Here is a 17,288-nt window from a genome sequence, read left to right on the forward strand (position 1 = left end):
AGTACGGATCTCACCAATCAAAATCACATCGGGCGCCTGACGCAGCGAACTCTTCAGCGCCGCATCAAAGGATTCAGTATCTATACCCACTTCACGTTGAGTGATGATGCTTTTGCGATGGTCGTGCACAAATTCCACTGGGTCTTCGATGGTGAGGATGTGACCACGGGCATGGGCATTACGATAACCCACTAACGCAGCCAAGGAGGTCGACTTACCTGTACCCGTTCCCCCCACCATGATGATAAGACCGCGTTTACTCATCACCAGATCTTTTAAAATCGGTGGCAGTTTTAAGTCTTCCACCTCTGGGATCTTGGTCTCAATCCGGCGCATAACGCATCCCGGAGATTCACGCTGCCAGAATGCGCTGACGCGGAAACGCCCTAAATCCTTCACCGCAAAAGCGAAGTTACACTCGCGAGTGCTGTGAAACTCCTTCTTTTGCGCCTCTGTCATCACGGATTCAACAAAATCCAAAGATTGCGCGGGCGTGAAGGCACTCTCGGCCAATGGGCGTAACTCACCATCGATTTTGGCGCTCGGCGGAAAACCTGCGGTAATAAACAAGTCCGAGGCTTTACGCTCCACCATGACTTTTAAAAACGGACGGACATCCATCATAAATCCTTAAAACGTCGCTTGTTTGTTTGAACTCTTCGACATGGCATCCTCACGGGTGATGAGGCCACGGTTGACTAAGTTTTGCAGACACTGTTCGAGCGTTTGCATGCCATGGGCCATACCCGTTTGAATGGCTGAGTACATCTGCGCTACTTTATCTTCACGGATAAGGTTACGGATAGCGGGCGTACCCATCATGATTTCGTGGGCTGCCACACGGCCACCACCGATTTTCTTAATCAGGGTTTGCGAAATAACCGCCTGTAATGATTCAGATAACATGGTGCGAACCATGTCCTTTTCACCAGCTGGGAAAACGTCAACCACACGGTCGATGGTCTTAGCCGCCGAGGTGGTGTGCAAGGTACCAAAGACTAAGTGACCCGTTTCGGCCGCCGTCATCGCCAGACGAATGGTTTCAAGGTCACGCATCTCACCGACGAGGATAACGTCAGGGTCTTCACGCAGTGCGCTACGCAGCGCCGCGTTAAAGCTGTGGGTATGACGATGCACTTCCCGTTGGTTAATCAAACATTGCTTATTCTGGTGAACGAATTCGATAGGATCTTCAATGGTTAAGATATGGTCGTGGCGGTTCTCATTGATGTAATCCACCATGGCCGCAAGTGTGGTACTCTTACCCGAACCTGTAGGCCCAGTAACAAGCACTAAGCCGCGGGGAAAACTGGAAATTTTTTTAAAAATCTCTGGCGCCCCTAACTGCTCGAGCGACAAAATTTCGCTTGGAATGGTACGAAATACCGCCGCCGCACCGCGGGATTGGTTAAAGGCGTTCACACGGAAACGCGCTAAATTAGGGACTTCGAACGAAAAGTCGATTTCTAAATGCTCTTCAAAGTCCTTACGCTGTTTATCATTCATAATGTCGTACACAAGGCTGTGTACACCCTGATGATCGAGCGCGGGCAGGTTAATTTTTCTCACTTCACCGTCGACACGGATCATGGGAGATATCCCTGCAGAGAGGTGTAGATCCGAGGCTTTGTGTTTTACACTAAAGGCTAATAACTCAGTGATTTCCATAGTTTGGGATATCCTTGCAACCAGATAATTACATCATGACAACAATAGCAGACAGACTCGCAGTCGCCCAGAGCAGGATCGCGCAAGCGGCGCAAAAATGCGCACGCCTACCTCACAGTATTCGCTTACTTGCCGTCAGTAAGACTAAACCCATTGAAGATATTATAGCAGCCTATGATGCGGGCCAGCGTTGCTTTGGCGAGAACTATGTTCAAGAAGGGGTGACCAAAATTGAGACGCTAAAGGGCACACACCCTGATATTGAATGGCATTTTATTGGGCCACTGCAATCCAATAAAACAGCCTTAGTCGCCCAGCACTTCGATTGGATGCACACCCTTTCGCGGGAGAAAATTGCCCAGCGCCTCAATGAGCAGCGTCCAGCACAGCTTGCGCCGCTCAATGTGTGTATTCAAATCAACATCAGTGATGAAGAGACAAAATCCGGTATCGATGCCGAGCAAATGCTGCCGCTGGCCGATAGCATCAGCCAATTACCCTATTTACAACTGCGGGGCTTAATGGCGATTCCCAGTGCCACCAATGACATCGTGCAGCAGACCCGCGAACTCAGCGAGCTTAAGCAGTTATTCGATACGCTAAAGCAGCATCACCCCGCTGTCGATACGCTTTCTATGGGCATGAGTAATGATTTAGACATCGCTATTGAGTGCGGCTCAACCATGGTACGTATCGGCAGCGCAATCTTTGGTGAACGGGATTACACAGCCAAAGAAACGACCACCAATTAGTGGATACTTGTTAAACCGTCACTTACGGTTATAGAAAATGGTATAGATAGCCAAAGGCGAGCGAGCAAAATCGGCTTTAGCCTTGTTTTTAGTGGCTAAAGCCCAAATACTGTTAGAGAACATTAAATAGAAATTTTTATCCGGCCTAATAACGCTAATTCAATGATATTAATGCTGAATGTTATCCACTCAGCCTAGGCCAGACATTATGGGGTACACATGAGTCAACAAAAAATCTGCTTTATCGGTGCGGGTAATATGACCCGCAGTATTATCAGCGGCTTAATTCGTAGCGGCTATCCTGCTGCGCTAGTGCAAGCCACCAATCCTAGCCAAGGTAAACTCGATGCCCTCGCCGCCGACTTTGGTGTGCGTGTATCCCAAGACAATATTAGCGCCGCCCAAGATGCCGATGTCATCGTATTATCTGTTAAGCCTCAGTTGATGGAGCAAGTCTGCCAAGCACTGCAAGGCATTGATATGTCTAACAAGCTGGTCATTACCATTGCCGCGGGGATTAAAGCAGAGCGCTACAGCCAGTATTTAGCGCAGCCCATCACGCTGGTTCGCACTATGCCAAACACGCCAATGCAAATCGGTGTAGGTATGACAGGTCTCTACGCGCCGCAGCCGCTCTCTGTTGCCCAACAAGCCATTGCCGAACGCTTGATGTCCAGCGGCGGTGAAATTGTGTGGGTGAATGAGGAATCAGAGATTAATCAAGTGATTGCCCTTGCGGGTAGTTCACCAGCCTATTTCTTCCTGCTGATGGAATCTATGATTGATGCCGGCAAACAAATGGGTATGGATGAAGCCAAAGCCAGAAGCTTAGTACAGCAAGCGGCCCTCGGTGCTGCTATGATGGCAAAGCAAAATCCAGAGCTTACGCTGGGTAATTTACGGGAGAATGTCACCTCTAAGGGCGGCACAACGGCGCAAGCCATCGCCACATTTGAAGCGGCGGATCTCCGTGGTGTGGTCAAGAATGCGATGGAAAACTGCATCAAACGAGCAGAGGAAATGGCCAATACTTTTTGATTCAGCCGTTTCTAGTCGGCTCACCTAATATAATGCGGGCGTTTTTAATTGGACACATATAGGCAGAAATCTCGATGAATGCATTAACCTTTTTGATCAGCACACTCTTCGATTTGTATTTGATGGTGGTGATATTACGGATCTGGCTCCCCTTGGCCCGAGCCGATTTTTATAATCCCTTTAGTCAATTTATTGTTAAGGCAACCCATCCGTTAATCGCGCCTATGCGTCGGTTAATCCCCTCGATGGGAAGATTCGATACCTCCTCATTTGTACTCGCCCTCTTAGTGGTAATGACCAAAGTACTGCTTTTAAGCCTTATTGCTGGCGGCGGTATCGATATTGTGCTGTTTTTTGTATTTGCACTCGTCACTGTTATCAAACAAGCAGGCATTTTACTCTTCTGGATGCTGATCATTCGCGCCATCTTAAGCTGGTTCAATCAAGGCTATAACCCGATTGTGATGATTATGGGACAACTGACAGAGCCAATTTTGGCGCCAGTTCGCCGCATTATTCCGCCTATCGGTGGTTTAGATCTATCTGTGATGTTGGTCATTATCGGCATGAACTTTATCAACATGCTTTTGGCGCAATACGTGCCATTTTGGGCCGTAATTTAATGAGCGCAGTGGTTATGCAGCAAGGCGACTTGCTGCTTAATTTGTATATTCAACCTAAAGCGAGTCGCGATCAGATAGTCGGGCTACACGGCGATGAGTTAAAAGTCGCCATTACCGTCCCACCTATCGATGGTAAGGCCAATGCCCATTTGAGCAAGTATTTAGCCAAGACCTTTAAAGTCCCTAAAAGCGATGTTCACATCCTCAAGGGAGAATTAGGACGTCATAAGCAGGTACGCATTAGCGCCCCCAAAAACGTCCCCACAGAGATAGCGACACTGCTCGAATAAACGCACCGTTGGAAGTCTCCTTCCTACGACCTATACTCAAGTAATCCCTCATTTGAAGGTACAACATCATGTTACGTAATCTCCTTATCATGCTCGCCTTAACCGCTAGCCTCTGCGGTATAGCCAACGCCGAGCAAAAAGAAACTGTCGGTAATTTTGATATTCATTACATGGCGCTGGGTAGCACCTTTTTAACACCCAGTATTGCAAAATCCTATGGTATTGAACGTAGTAGCTACACTGGCATCATTAACATTGCCGTATTAGATATGAGTGAAGAAGGCTCACCAGCCGTCCCCGTTGAGATAACCGGTATTGCCAATAACTTACTCGATGCGCGTATCGATCTGAAATTTAGAGAAATACGTGAAGGAAATGCCATTTACTACATCGCAGAAGTGCCATACCGCGATGATCAAGAAATCAATTTCAACATCGCCATCAAGCACGATAATCAGCTCAATACCAATCTGCAGTTTAAGCAAAAGTTCTACGTCGAATAATCTCGGCCCATCAGTAAGGACGATACCAAGTATCGTCCTGCCTTTTTCTGTCCTTTGCCGTCAAGCTTGGGTATCATTGCCGCATTTAGTCCAATGACATCGCTCAATGTTCACACTCAGTGACGCACAGCCAAGAGCGCCCAATCCAATAGGTATTCCATGCAACAAATCGTCCTCGCCAGTGGCAATAAAGGTAAACTTGCCGAATTCGATCAAATGCTCGCCGCCTACGGCGTAAAAGTGCTGCCACAAAGCCAATTTAACGTCAGTGAAGTGGCTGAAACGGGCACAACATTTGTCGAAAACGCCATTATCAAAGCCAGACATGCGGCGCAAATTACCGGACTTGCCGCCATTGCCGATGACTCGGGATTAGAAGTCGATTTACTCCAAGGCGCACCGGGCATCTATTCTGCGCGCTATGCGGGGGAAAATGCTAAGGATCAAGACAATGTGTTAAAGCTTTTAGACACATTAAAGGATAATCCTGCGCCGCGCACGGCACGCTTCCAATGCGTTTTAGTCTATATGCGCCATGCGCAGGACCCTACGCCCATCATTTGCCAAGCTTCTTGGGAAGGCCAAATCAATTTCGTCCAGCGTGGTGAAAACGGCCATGGTTACGATCCAATTTTTATCCCTGAGCACCATGATTGCAGCGCCGCTCAAATGAGCAGTGATGAAAAAAATGCCTTGAGTCACCGTGGTAAAGCTCTAGTGCAATTGATTGAAGCCATGAAGGAAAAAGGCGTATTTACCGACGGGAACGCGCAATAATGTCAGTGAATGTGACACCTCAGTTAACCCTGCCGCCGTTGAGCCTGTACATCCATATTCCCTGGTGTGTACAAAAATGCCCTTACTGCGACTTTAATTCCCATGGGCAAAATGGTGAATTACCCCAGCAGGCCTATGTGGATGCTGTGCTAGCGGACTTACGCCAAGACTTGCACTTGGTACAAGGCCGTAAGCTGCACACCATTTTTATTGGTGGTGGAACGCCGTCTCTGTTTGATGCCAATCAAATCAAACGGATATTGGATGGCGCCAATGCGCTGATCCCCTTCAGTGACGATATTGAAATCACCATGGAGGCCAACCCTGGCACCCTAGAGCACGATGACTTTAGTGCCTACCGCGCCGCAGGGGTCACCCGGTTATCCATTGGAGTACAGAGTTTCTCTAAGGATAAGCTTAATCTGCTGGGGCGGATCCACGATCAAAACGAAGCCCAAACCGCCGCCCAAAAAGCCAGCCAAGCGGGTTATTTAAGTTTTAACTTGGATTTGATGCACGGACTTCCCAATCAAAGCTTTGCTGAGGCCATGGCGGATATAGATACCGCTGCGGCACTCAATCCGCCGCATTTGTCTTGGTATCAACTGACGATTGAGCCCAATACCTTGTTCCACTCAAAACCGCCGCAACTACCCGACGATGAAGATCTCTGGCAGATCTACGAACAAGGGCAACAAAAGTTAGCGGCACTCGGTTATGAGCAGTATGAAATCTCGGCCTATGCCAAACCCGGATATCAATGCAGGCATAACCTAAACTATTGGCAATTCGGCGATTATTTAGGCATTGGCTGCGGTGCCCATGGCAAAGTGACCTTGCCCGAAGAAAATCGCATTATTCGCACGGTTAAAATCAAACACCCTAAGGGTTATTTAGCTGCCGACAACTATAACTTCGAGCAGACTGAGGTCGCCGAAGAAGATCGCGCCCTCGAATACTTGATGAATCGTCTGCGCTTAATGACGCCTATCCCTAAGCAAGAGTTTGAAGACAGAACCGGTTTACACCGAGATACGTTGAAAGAGGGAATGGAAAAGGCCAAACAACGGGGTTTGCTCACCGAATCGGCTGAACATTGGCAATTAACCAGCAAAGGTCACATGTTTGTGAATGATTTACTCACGCAATTTTGCTAATTAACCTCTTAAATTACAAATATAAATAATGTGTTAGCTGGATATCATCAAATAAAGCACGGTAACTGCTAACACATTTTCTAACATTTATATTCATACATTTTTCCCCTGCTTCTTTAGAATTGCCTGAACATTGTTAAGGAAGCCTGATCATGCCAATAAAAACGAACATCAGCTTAGTCGCATTTACTCTCTCCGCCCTGCTAGCACTGCCTTCCCATGCTGTGCCCACCTTAAATGACTCACATAATGTGGCCAGTACAAGTGTTGCCGCCCAAAGCGAGTCAGAAAAAGCCAATGCACTGTTTGAAGCCATCTTCATGGAAAACATCATGGCTAGCCCTATTTCGCAAACTTATATGGGCATTAAGCAGGACTATGATAAATGGGATGATATTGGAGATGAGGCGGATGCACGTGAATTGGCGCGCACCAAGAAACAATTGGCTGAGGTGAGTCAACTGGATGCGAGTAAGCTTGATCCACAAACTCGCCTAAGCCTGACGTTACTCACCCAAAACTTGAATAACGATATCAAAGACTACCAGTGGCGTTACCATAACTACCCAGTGAATCAGATGTACGGTGGTCATTCGATGATTGCCTCCTTCCTGATTAATCAACACCAGATCACCGATGTTAGCGATGCTAAGGCATATATCAGCCGTTTAAATGGTGTGCCTAAGCGCTTAAGCCAATTGCAACAGGCGCTCGAGGTTCGTGCAGACAAAGGCATTATTGCCCCTAAATTTGTGTTCGGTTACGTGATTTCTGACAGCCAAAACATCATTAAAGGCGCCCCCTTCGATAAAGGCGAAGACAGTGCCCTGTTGGCGGATTTTCGCAAAAAAGTGAATGCACTCAGCATCTCTGAAGCAGAAAAAGCCCAACTTATTGCCGATGCAGAAAAAGCGTTAGTCTCGCAAGTTGAGCCTGCATACAAGACGCTTATCGCCTATATCAAAACCTTAGAAGCTAAGGCCGATACCCTAGATGGGGTTTGGAAATTCCCCGACGGCGCCGCGTTTTATAACAATGCCCTTGCGCGCACCACAACCACTCGGATGACGGCCGATGAAATCCATCAACTCGGCCTTGCCGAAGTAGAACGCATTCATAATGAAATGCGCGTCATTATGAAAAAGGTCAACTTTAACGGCACCTTGCAAGAGTTCTTCGCCTTTATGCGCGACGATCCGCAGTTCTACTATCCTAATACCGCTGAAGGCAAGGCGACCTATTTAGCCGATGCAACACAGCTTATCGATAATATGCACTCACGCTTGGATGAAGTTTTTAAGGTCAAACCCAAGGCGGCCATGATAGTCAAACAGGTTGAAGCCTTTAGAGAAAAATCAGCTGGGAAAGCCTTCTATGAACAACCGGCGCCCGATGGCTCTCGCCCTGGCAGCTATTATGCCAACCTCTACGATATGAAAGCCATGCCTAAATACCAGATGGAAGCACTGGCTTACCATGAAGGGATCCCTGGCCACCATATGCAAATCGCTATCTCGCAGGAGCTAAAGGATATTCCTAAGTTCCGTAAATTCGGTGGCTATACCGCCTATATCGAAGGTTGGGGGCTCTACAGTGAGTCTTTCCCCAAGGAGATGGGCTTATATGCTGACCCTTACTCCGATTTTGGTCGACTGGCGATGGAGTTATGGCGAGCTTGCCGTTTAGTGGTCGATACAGGTATTCACGCCAAGAAATGGACCCGCGAACAAGGGATTGCTTATTACGTCGATAATACCCCTAACGCAAAATCCGATGCGAAGAAAATGGTCGAACGTCATATCATTATGCCATCTCAAGCTACTGCCTATAAAGTAGGGATGATTAAGTTACTCGAGCTAAGACTCAAGGCGGAAAAACAACTGGGTGACAAGTTTGATATCCGGGATTTCCATACTTTAGTCTTGGCTAACGGTGCACTGCCTTTGGATGTGCTGGAAGAGCAAGTCGATCAATGGATTGCTAGCGTTAACAAAGCCTAAGATTGGAACCTTGGGAGGCTAACACTCGCCTCCCTTGGACACCTTACGAATAAAATCCTTAAATCGCAGCCAATAAAAAAGCCACTATCAAGTGGCTTTTTTATTGGATTTATCACCGGCTTGGTCATAAAACCCTATCTCACTGTGGGTCACTATATTAGATGTATTAAGTATAAGCACTTAACACTCGGTGTGACTTTAGGGTACAGAGAGACAAAACTCGTCCCCGCACTCAACCATCAGAAAAAAATTACCTCAGCCTAATGAGCTGAGGTAAACCAAAAACTAGGATGATGGTTTAAAAGCCAACATTGTTTTAGTTCGCAAACTTCTGCTGGCTGTGATCCGAAACTGCATTGCTGCCAACCTGTACGCTAATACCAAAAGGGGTCATTTCCAGTAAAAGTGTATGACTCAGGTCATTCCGAATCATCTGGCAACCATTGTATTCATTTAAGAACAGACTTCAATACACCTACTAAAAAGCTGTTTTAGACAACCCTAAAAAACCAAACTAAAATACAAGCGAAGCATAACTTAACCAATTGATTCTGAAAATATTTCAAAACCACAAAACTCTCTCAAAACGAATTAAACGCATTTTAAGAACAATGTTTCCAAAATTACTGACGTTCACTGAAGAGTTCGGCATAGGGAATGTCCCAATAAGGTGGATTGCCAATGTGGTCTTTAATAAACTCAATAAAGGCACTCACCTTGGGCGCTAAGTGTTTACGGCGTGGGTAAACGGCCTGTAGCGGTAAATGATGGGTCAATTGCCAATCCCTCAGTAGCGGCACTAAGGTGCCCTTAGCGATTTCATCTTCCATCAAGTAACTGGCAAGATAGACAACCCCTAAGCCACTGATCGCAGCTGATTTTAAAGCGGGAGCATTATCCACTCTAAAGTTACCAGAGACACCTATCTCACAGTAATCATCGCCTTTTTTAAACTGCCACATGCTGTGCTCATGCCACTCACCTTGATACACCAAGCAGTTATGGTCGACCAATTGCTCTGGACGCGACGGTTCGCCATGTTTAGCAATATAATCAGGTGAGGCAACGAGTAGGAACTGACACTTCATCAAAGGGCGCGCCACCATACCCAAGGGAAGCTGCTCAGACATAGTCAACAATAGGTCTAAACCTTCGCTGACTACATCCACCTTATGATCTAATAAGCTGACTTGCAGCTCGAGCTCAGGGTGTTTGGCCATAAATGATGGCAGCGCAGGAATGATATGCATAGCACCAAAGGACTGGGAAATCCCCACCTTCAACACACCGCGGGTGGCATCGTTTAAGTTATGCACGCTAGCAATGGCCTGTTCGGCATCGCGAAGCAACTCTTCACCTTGCAGATATAACAAATGTCCAGCTTCAGTCAGACTTAAGCTTCGAGTGGTACGCTGGATCAGTTGAACACCGAGTCTATGTTCGAGATCGGCTACCTGCGTACTGACCTTAGATTTAGAGATCCCAAGCCTTCTTGCGGCGGCACTAAAACTACCAGCTCTGGCCACATGAGTAAAAATCGCAATAGGTTCTAACAGTTCTAACATGGAAAGTCGCCTTAAGCAGTTTCGACAGTGATATTAACTTTCGGAATAGCACAGGAATGCAGCACAAATGCCTTAAAGCATCCCTCAATGCCTTAATATCTCACAGCAATTGGGTTCGTTGTAGAGATTTAGACCGAAAAAGTCCGCTAAAGTAGAGTGTTCTATCTGACTGAATTGCCAGCTTTTCATTATATTTTAAGAGTATACCAAACATTAGTCTTTAGAATGTAATATTCCATAGTAAATAGCCGCAAGCAATCAGATTAATATCATTCCGCTTGGTAAAAATGAGTCAAGAAAAAGCCCCAAACACCAAGGTGCTGGGGCTTTATCGTTTATACCACTTTATTTTGTCTGCTAGGGTGGCTTTCAGCCTAGACTCAAACACAAAACCATTTTATCCCTTAACGGCTATTACTCACGTAACTCATGGTGAGTGTTTTGCGTTAACACATAGGGCGCTAACTCAGGCACTTCTTTACGCAGTTGATTTTCAAGCACGAGCAGGTTTTCAAAACGGTCACATAAACGGTCGGCTTTCGCTTCAAGCCCCTTTGATTGGGTTTCAATTTGCTGCTCAATATCTTCGCCTAGTCTATCCATTTTTTGTGAGAACGCCTCCATCTTGGCTTCGAAGGATTCACCGTCGCCCGCAAGAATTTGGCCGCCGATATTCATCATCAGAGTGCCAATGGAGTTTTGCACTATTTGCTCCATTTCCTGTTCGAATTCATCGTTAAAGGTATTTTGCATCGACTCCTCGGTCGCACCTAGGTAAAAACTATCGCCCTGTCTATAGGCTACGGCATCGACTCGCTTCTGCACGCCCGCCATCATCTCATCAAACTTGGCACCTGCGGCATCGCCCATCAGTGGCGTTAATGCCATGCTCACAGCTTGAGAGGCCAGAGCAACCGCTTCATTGACTAATTCAATCACCTCAGGAACCTGAGTCGACACCTCATCGGCATATTGGCTAACTAACTTCTTCTGCTTATCGGTTAAGGTGACCTGTTTGCCTTCGACATATAACTTGTCGACCTCGATGCGATACTTCTCGGCGCCCTTCTCGCTCATCACTAATTTTTTAGGCTCGACTCTCACATCATAATTAAGGGAAACCTCACAGCGTTCATCGATTTGCGGCTCAGTTTTCGCTTGTGCTGATTGCAAGCCTGAAGCGCCTAAAATAACGCCCGATAATGCCACTCCAGTTAATAGCGTATTTATCTTCATTGTTGTTCATCCTTTAATCTGAGGAATTCGACTAAGCTAACATGCAAAAAGACGAATAGCAGAAGGCGTGCCAATTTTGTAAGAAATTGATTAGTATGGAGTTATAAAAATTAGCACCGATAGCAGATTAGTGAATTTCACTAATAGTTAGCCTAACAGTGCTAATAGAAGAACTTAATTAGAAGATTGAGCGACCGAGACGCTGGCTGAGATGTTCCAGCATCGCCGTCCCCGCGAGGGAGTTACCTTGATTATCTAATTCGGGTGACCAAACGCAGACCGAGAGTTCCCCAGGGATCACCGCAATAATGCCGCCACCGACACCGCTTTTACCTGGCATACCAACACGGTAGGCAAACTCACCGGCACCGTCGTACAAGCCAGAGGTTGCTAACAGGGCATTTAACTGCCGCGTCTGTACCTGCGAAATAAGCTCGGTGCCATCTAAGGTTTTACCGCGATAGGCTAAATACAACATCGCCCGTGAGAGGTCGGCGCAATTCATTTTTAAGGCGCAATAATGAAAATAAGTGCGCAGCACTGTATCGACATCGCCTTGAAAATTGCCGAAGGATTTCATCAGATAAGCGATGGCCGCATTACGTGCACTGTGTTGATATTCAGAATCTGCCACTTGCTTGTCGAAACAGACTTTATCGTTTTGACTCAGCGCCCTGACCAATTCCAACATCCGATGCTTAGGCGCCCCTAAACGGCTCTGTAATAAGTCAGCGATGACTAACGCGCCAGCATTAATAAAGGGATTACGAGGCTTACCCCGCTCGAGTTCAACTTGGACTAATGAATTGAAGGAGTGTCCCGAGGGTTCTTTGCCGACGCGGCTCCAAATTTCGGTTTCTTCATATAAAGTTAGCGCTAAGGTTAAGCTGAAAACTTTAGAAATACTTTGGATTGAAAATGGCTCAAGGTAATCGCCTGCGCCTATGGTTTCACCGTCGATTGTGGTCACGGCGATTCCCAATTTACCAGCATCAACATTGGCGAGCGCAGGGATGTAATTAGCAACCTTTCCTTGGCCGAGCAAGGGTCGAACTTTGTCGACCACTTCCTCTAATAACGCCTGTTCTGGCATTAACTCCACCAGATATCGTACAGATCGCTAACTTCGAGTTGAGTCACTTTTTGACCCGCCCAGAAAGCCTTCACTGCTGCAACATCTTCCTCGGTGCACTTACCGATAGTTTGGGTAGCAATAATACCTTCCCACTCGATATGACCACCGCCGTGGAAACCTAACTTACGGGCTTCAATGACTTCATCGATAAACTTATCGACGGTTGCATCAATATCGGCTTCAGAGACAGATGCATCGAAGGTCCAAGTAATGTCAAAACCTAACTCTTGGAATTCATCAACGCGCATTTTCTTACGTAAACGACGGCTACGATTCTTTGCCATAGTGATTTTCCCCGTTGTGTTAAAAAATAAAATCAATAAAAGATGTTAAGCGATACGCTCAAACATCAGATCCCACACGCCATGGCCGAGGCGATGACCGCGGGCTTCAAATTTAGTCAGTGGACGATGATCTGGGCGCGGCACCACGGTACCATCGGCGGATTGGTTTTTGTAACCATTGGCCGCATTCATGACTTCCAACATATGTTCGCTGTAGTTTTCCCAATCGGTTGCCATATGGAACACGCCACCAATCTTCAGCTTGCGACGGATAAGCTCAGCAAATTCCGACTGTACGATGCGGCGCTTATGGTGGCGCTTTTTATGCCAAGGATCGGGGAAAAACAATTGCACCCGCGCAAGGCTGCCATCGGCGATAGCATGTTCTAACACTTCCATTGCATCATGGTGATACACGCGAAGATTAGTCACACCAGCGGCGGCGGCATCACTTAAGCATGAACCAACGCCAGGTTTATGGACTTCAATACCGATAAAGTTCTGCTCAGGAGCTTCTTGAGCCATTTGTACTAAAGAAGCGCCCATACCGAAACCGATTTCCAGTACTGTATCGGCTTCGCGACCAAACACTTCGGTCAGGTTTAATGGTGTTGGGCTGTAATCTAAGCCCATTGTTGGCCACTGAGTCTCAATGGCTTGCGCTTGACCTTTAGTCAAACGACCTTCTCTTAGGACAAAGCTTCTGATCTTACGCAGATACTTGCCTTCTTCATTAAATTCAGCGGTAGTGACTTCGCTCATTTTTGCCTCGTCTCGTGGACAACACCATCTAAAAAGAAGGGCATTATCCAAAGTTCAACTTACAGTGCAAGCACTAATGGAGGCGAAGTATAACAAGATTATCCTAGAGAGCGAATCTAGGCCGATTTTTCGATGGGGTGTTACTTGTTTGCCAACCAATCTCCCGCTACACTGCGCCGATGAAATCTACAGCCTCCTTTGCTACACGTATCGTTAATTGGTACGACAATCACGGTCGTAAAACCCTCCCTTGGCAGCAAGATAAAACCCCATATCGTGTATGGGTTTCAGAGATTATGCTGCAACAAACTCAGGTAGCGACTGTTATTCCCTATTACCAGCGTTTTATGGCACGTTTCCCCGATGTGTTAGCCCTCGCTAACGCGCCGGATGATGAAGTACTACACCATTGGACTGGCCTAGGTTATTACGCCAGAGCTCGCAATCTGCACAAAGCGGCAAAAATGGTTCGCGATTTGTATCAAGGGCAATTTCCAACAGACTTTGAGCAAGTGTTAGCACTTCCTGGTATTGGCCGTTCGACGGCTGGTGCAGTGCTATCCCTATCACTTGGGCAACATCATCCAATCCTCGATGGCAATGTTAAGCGCGTCTTAGCAAGACATGGGGCCATAGAAGGCTGGCCCGGTCAAAAACCTGTGGAAGAACAACTCTGGCACTTAACCGAGCAGTTGACGCCAGAGCAGGATATTCAAAAATATAACCAAGCCATGATGGATATTGGTGCCAGTATTTGTACTCGCAGCAAACCCAATTGTGCCGCTTGCCCCGTGGCTATCGATTGCAAGGCCCAACTTATGGGCAGGCAGACCGATTTCCCCGGTAAAAAACCGAAGAAAACCATTCCAGAGAAATCCGCTTGGATGTTGGTTTTGCTTAAGGATAACCAAGTATTCTTGGCTAAACGCCCTCCTGCTGGCATTTGGGGCGGACTCTGGTGCTTCCCCGAGTTTAGTACTCAAGCCGCACTCAATACAGAGCTTGAAGCCCAAGGTTATCACGCCACGCAACTCGAACCATTAATCGGTTTTAGGCATACCTTTAGCCATTTCCATTTAGATATTCAGCCCATGCTACTGAATTTAGATAGCCACGCGAATGGCTACAACAAGCAAACCTCGGGTATGCAGAGCGTGGGCGCAGTCATGGAACAAAACCAGTCTCTCTGGTATAACATCAATCAACCTTCCAAAGTAGGGCTCGCCGCCGCAACAGAGCGCGTGCTAGCCAATTTGGGCTCACTCGTAAAATCTGTAGTCAGTAAGGAATAATCATGGCGCGTACAGTCAATTGCGTATATTTAAACAAAGAAGCCGACGGCCTAGACTTTCAACTGTATCCTGGTGATTTAGGTAAACGTATTTTTGATAACATCAGTAAGGAAGCTTGGGGCCTTTGGCAGAAAAAACAGACCATGCTGATCAATGAAAAGAAACTCAACATGATGAATGTTGATGATCGTAAGTTTTTGGAAGAGCAAATGACCTCTTTCCTCTTCGAAGGAAAAGACGTTGAAATTGAAGGCTTTGTGCCTGAAAAAGATCAGGAATAAGTCTAAGAGGCTCCCCATAGGTAATAAAAAAGCGCCCTTGGGCGCTTTTTTATTACCTGATCAATCAACCAAACGCTTACTTACGCACGCCTTCGACCACTAAATCTAATTCAACATTGGCAGATGCTGGGCCTAAATCCATCTTGATGCCGTAATCTTTCATCGCAAATGTGGTGGTACCGGTAAAACCAGCGCGATATCCGCCCCAAGGATCTTGACCTTCACCCACTGCATGCGCTTGGATCGCCAGCGGTTTAGTCACACCATTGAGCGTGAAGTTGCCGTTGATAACCATATCGCCATTGCCTTTGTCTTCAACCGAGGTAGAAACGAAAGTCGCTTCAGCAAATTTAGCAGTATTTAAAAAATCGGCACTGCGGATGTGCTTATCACGCTCAGCATGGTTTGAATCAACACTTAAAGTGTTCACTTTTACATTCACTTTGGCTGCCGTTGGATTTTTCGCGTCGTAGCTAAAATCACCGCTGAAATCATTAAAACGGCCAACCACATAGCTATAACCTAAGTGACTTACTTTAAAGGTAATAGAAGCATGTGCGCCCTCACGGTCAATCACATAATCTGCGGCAGAAGCGGCCATTGGAGCGAGTAAAGATGCGCCAATCAAAGCACCTAATAGTTGTTTTTTCATTATATTATCCTCGGTTAAATTTAATCATCTTGAGTAGTGTTGAATCTTTATCGATAAAATGGTGCTTTAACGCGCCTAACGCATGCACGACTACTAAAGCAATCAAGCTATAGGCGGCGTATTGATGAATATCCCCGGCTATATCTGCCTGATTTTCAATCAGTGGTGTTAGACCGGGTAACTCAAACCAGTCAAACACCATAATTCCACGGCCTTCTGCCGTTGAAATCAAAATGCCAGCGGCCATAATCACCAGCAATAAGAGATAAATCGCGCCATGGGCAATATGTGCTGTAAGCTTTTCCCATGACTGATGATTTTGCTCAAGTGCAGGCTTTGGATTAACCAAACGCCAAACTAAACGAAATAGCGTTACCGCCAACAACAAAATCCCGACACTTTTATGCCAATGTGGCGCCGTTTTGTACCATGGGCTGTAGTAGGTTAATTCCACCATCCATACACCGACGGCAAAGAGTCCTATCACCACAACTGCACTCAACCAATGGATAGCAATAGCAATAAGTCCATAATTCAACTTAGTATTTCTAAACATTTAGCGACTCCAAACCGCTGTGCCTAAGCCGCACAATTAAATAATATTCATTATCATAAAACGAAAATAAAAAACTAAAATCAGTAAAAATCGCTAATTTCTTTCTAAAATTCAGAAAGATTAACGCTATTGCTGTTTTGAAGCAGATAGCTGGACGAGTAGAAGTGATAAGTATCGCGAGCAAAACAGCTTCAAGACATCAAACCAATCCTATTGCGATGGGTTTATAGATAAAAAACACCCAAAGTGCACATTAAACAGTCGAACACATCATTTATCCGGAAAAAGCGCTTGCAGAGGATAAACACCCTCGCTAATATAGCCGCACTTCGAACGAGGCAGCATTAAGTTGTCGGTTTAAAGTAGTCAGCTAACGCTTAGTTTAGTTGCCCGAATAGCTCAGTCGGTAGAGCAGAGGATTGAAAATCCTCGTGTCCCTGGTTCGATTCCGGGTTCGGGCACCACCATTCGCCGGCATAGCTCAGTTGGTAGAGCAACTGACTTGTAATCAGTAGGTCCCGAGTTCGACTCTTGGTGTCGTCACCATAAAAATCAAAAAAGCCACTCATTGAGTGGCTTTTTTGTTTCTGGATTTTGTATCTGGAATTAGAGTAAAAGTCGCAGCATCAATAGCGAACAACAGGCTAATTCTCTATGAATGAGTTATTCCCTTGTCCGACTCTTAGTTATTGATAAAGCCGGATAAATAAAATACTG

Annotated in this window: 19 protein-coding genes and 2 tRNA genes; 12 read left to right on the forward strand and 9 right to left on the reverse strand. The window is 46.3% G+C overall.

The window, feature by feature from the left end; genetic code table 11:
- On the reverse strand, positions 1–621 hold a 621-nt coding region (locus ACK5NH_RS12720; protein WP_416920595.1), incomplete at its 3' end, for an ATPase, T2SS/T4P/T4SS family.
- Between the two features lie 9 nt (positions 622–630).
- The gene (locus ACK5NH_RS12725) at positions 631–1,668 is read right to left on the reverse strand and encodes a type IV pilus twitching motility protein PilT (protein WP_011716282.1); all 1,038 of its coding nucleotides are present in this window, start codon (positions 1,666–1,668) and stop codon (positions 631–633) included.
- A 35-nt stretch (positions 1,669–1,703) separates the two neighbouring features.
- Between ACK5NH_RS12725 and ACK5NH_RS12730 the strand changes: the two genes are divergently transcribed.
- The 8 genes from ACK5NH_RS12730 (at position 1,704) to ACK5NH_RS12765 (ending at position 8,808) form a co-directional block, all read left to right on the forward strand.
- Positions 1,704–2,420: a YggS family pyridoxal phosphate-dependent enzyme gene (locus ACK5NH_RS12730; RefSeq protein WP_416920597.1), complete on the forward strand. Its 717-nt coding sequence runs from the start codon at positions 1,704–1,706 to the stop codon at positions 2,418–2,420.
- A gap of 219 nt (positions 2,421–2,639) precedes the next feature.
- Entirely contained in the window at positions 2,640–3,458 is an 819-nt protein-coding gene (gene proC / locus ACK5NH_RS12735) for a pyrroline-5-carboxylate reductase (protein WP_416920599.1), read from the forward strand.
- Between the two features lie 74 nt (positions 3,459–3,532).
- Entirely contained in the window at positions 3,533–4,081 is a 549-nt protein-coding gene (locus ACK5NH_RS12740; protein ID WP_416920601.1) for a YggT family protein, read from the forward strand.
- Positions 4,081–4,371 carry a DUF167 family protein YggU gene (yggU, locus tag ACK5NH_RS12745; RefSeq protein WP_416920603.1) on the forward strand — a complete coding sequence of 97 codons (291 nt, stop codon included), beginning with the start codon at positions 4,081–4,083 and terminating at the stop codon, positions 4,369–4,371. The genes ACK5NH_RS12740 and yggU overlap by 1 nt, the downstream gene beginning before the upstream one ends.
- A gap of 68 nt (positions 4,372–4,439) precedes the next feature.
- On the forward strand, positions 4,440–4,874 hold the full coding sequence (locus ACK5NH_RS12750) for a DUF4426 domain-containing protein (protein WP_416920605.1): 435 nt from the start codon (positions 4,440–4,442) through the stop codon (positions 4,872–4,874).
- A gap of 159 nt (positions 4,875–5,033) precedes the next feature.
- Positions 5,034–5,651 (forward strand): RdgB/HAM1 family non-canonical purine NTP pyrophosphatase, encoded by a 618-nt coding sequence (gene rdgB, locus ACK5NH_RS12755; RefSeq protein WP_416920607.1) that lies wholly within the window; start codon positions 5,034–5,036, stop codon positions 5,649–5,651.
- Positions 5,651–6,808, forward strand: coding sequence for a radical SAM family heme chaperone HemW (gene hemW, locus ACK5NH_RS12760; RefSeq protein ID WP_416920609.1), 1,158 nt, complete (start codon positions 5,651–5,653; stop codon positions 6,806–6,808). The genes rdgB and hemW overlap by 1 nt, the downstream gene beginning before the upstream one ends.
- Positions 6,809–6,960: 152 nt before the next feature.
- Entirely contained in the window at positions 6,961–8,808 is a 1,848-nt protein-coding gene (locus ACK5NH_RS12765; RefSeq protein ID WP_416920611.1) for a DUF885 domain-containing protein, read from the forward strand.
- A 623-nt stretch (positions 8,809–9,431) separates the two neighbouring features.
- On the opposite strand, the gene ACK5NH_RS12770 is transcribed toward ACK5NH_RS12765, so the two are convergent.
- The 5 genes from ACK5NH_RS12770 to trmB form a co-directional block, all read right to left on the reverse strand.
- Complete coding sequence (locus ACK5NH_RS12770) at positions 9,432–10,373, reverse strand: LysR family transcriptional regulator (RefSeq protein ID WP_011625622.1); 942 nt, start codon at positions 10,371–10,373, stop codon at positions 9,432–9,434.
- Positions 10,374–10,787: 414 nt separating this feature from the next.
- Positions 10,788–11,609, reverse strand: coding sequence for a YggN family protein (locus ACK5NH_RS12775; protein WP_416920613.1), 822 nt, complete (start codon positions 11,607–11,609; stop codon positions 10,788–10,790).
- Positions 11,610–11,787: 178 nt separating this feature from the next.
- Positions 11,788–12,702 (reverse strand): glutaminase B, encoded by a 915-nt coding sequence (glsB, locus tag ACK5NH_RS12780; protein ID WP_416920615.1) that lies wholly within the window; start codon positions 12,700–12,702, stop codon positions 11,788–11,790.
- The gene (locus tag ACK5NH_RS12785) at positions 12,702–13,028 is read right to left on the reverse strand and encodes a YggL family protein (RefSeq protein WP_011621970.1); all 327 of its coding nucleotides are present in this window, start codon (positions 13,026–13,028) and stop codon (positions 12,702–12,704) included. Before ACK5NH_RS12785 ends, glsB begins: the two co-directional genes overlap by 1 nt.
- A gap of 45 nt (positions 13,029–13,073) precedes the next feature.
- On the reverse strand, positions 13,074–13,790 hold the full coding sequence (trmB, locus tag ACK5NH_RS12790) for a tRNA (guanosine(46)-N7)-methyltransferase TrmB (RefSeq protein ID WP_416920617.1): 717 nt from the start codon (positions 13,788–13,790) through the stop codon (positions 13,074–13,076).
- Between the two features lie 179 nt (positions 13,791–13,969).
- On the opposite strand from trmB, the gene mutY reads away from it, so the two are divergent.
- Both mutY and ACK5NH_RS12800 read left to right on the forward strand, forming a co-directional pair.
- Complete coding sequence (gene mutY, locus ACK5NH_RS12795) at positions 13,970–15,082, forward strand: A/G-specific adenine glycosylase (RefSeq protein ID WP_416920619.1); 1,113 nt, start codon at positions 13,970–13,972, stop codon at positions 15,080–15,082.
- A 2-nt stretch (positions 15,083–15,084) separates the two neighbouring features.
- Complete coding sequence (locus ACK5NH_RS12800; protein ID WP_037420816.1) at positions 15,085–15,363, forward strand: oxidative damage protection protein; 279 nt, start codon at positions 15,085–15,087, stop codon at positions 15,361–15,363.
- Between the two features lie 76 nt (positions 15,364–15,439).
- Here the strand turns inward: ACK5NH_RS12800 and ACK5NH_RS12805 are convergent, their stop codons facing one another.
- Together ACK5NH_RS12805 and ACK5NH_RS12810 are read right to left on the reverse strand one after the other, a co-directional pair.
- The gene (locus tag ACK5NH_RS12805; RefSeq protein WP_416920621.1) at positions 15,440–16,015 is read right to left on the reverse strand and encodes a YceI family protein; all 576 of its coding nucleotides are present in this window, start codon (positions 16,013–16,015) and stop codon (positions 15,440–15,442) included.
- Between the two features lie 4 nt (positions 16,016–16,019).
- Entirely contained in the window at positions 16,020–16,571 is a 552-nt protein-coding gene (locus tag ACK5NH_RS12810) for a cytochrome b (protein WP_416920623.1), read from the reverse strand.
- Between the two features lie 388 nt (positions 16,572–16,959).
- Between ACK5NH_RS12810 and ACK5NH_RS12815 the strand changes: the two genes are divergently transcribed.
- Both ACK5NH_RS12815 and ACK5NH_RS12820 read left to right on the forward strand, forming a co-directional pair.
- Positions 16,960–17,035: transfer RNA gene (locus ACK5NH_RS12815), tRNA-Phe, on the forward strand.
- A 9-nt stretch (positions 17,036–17,044) separates the two neighbouring features.
- A tRNA-Thr gene (locus ACK5NH_RS12820) sits at positions 17,045–17,117 on the forward strand.
- Positions 17,118–17,288 lie beyond the last annotated feature (171 nt).

The organism is Shewanella sp., from assembly GCF_047975355.1.
Classification (GTDB): domain Bacteria; phylum Pseudomonadota; class Gammaproteobacteria; order Enterobacterales; family Shewanellaceae; genus Shewanella.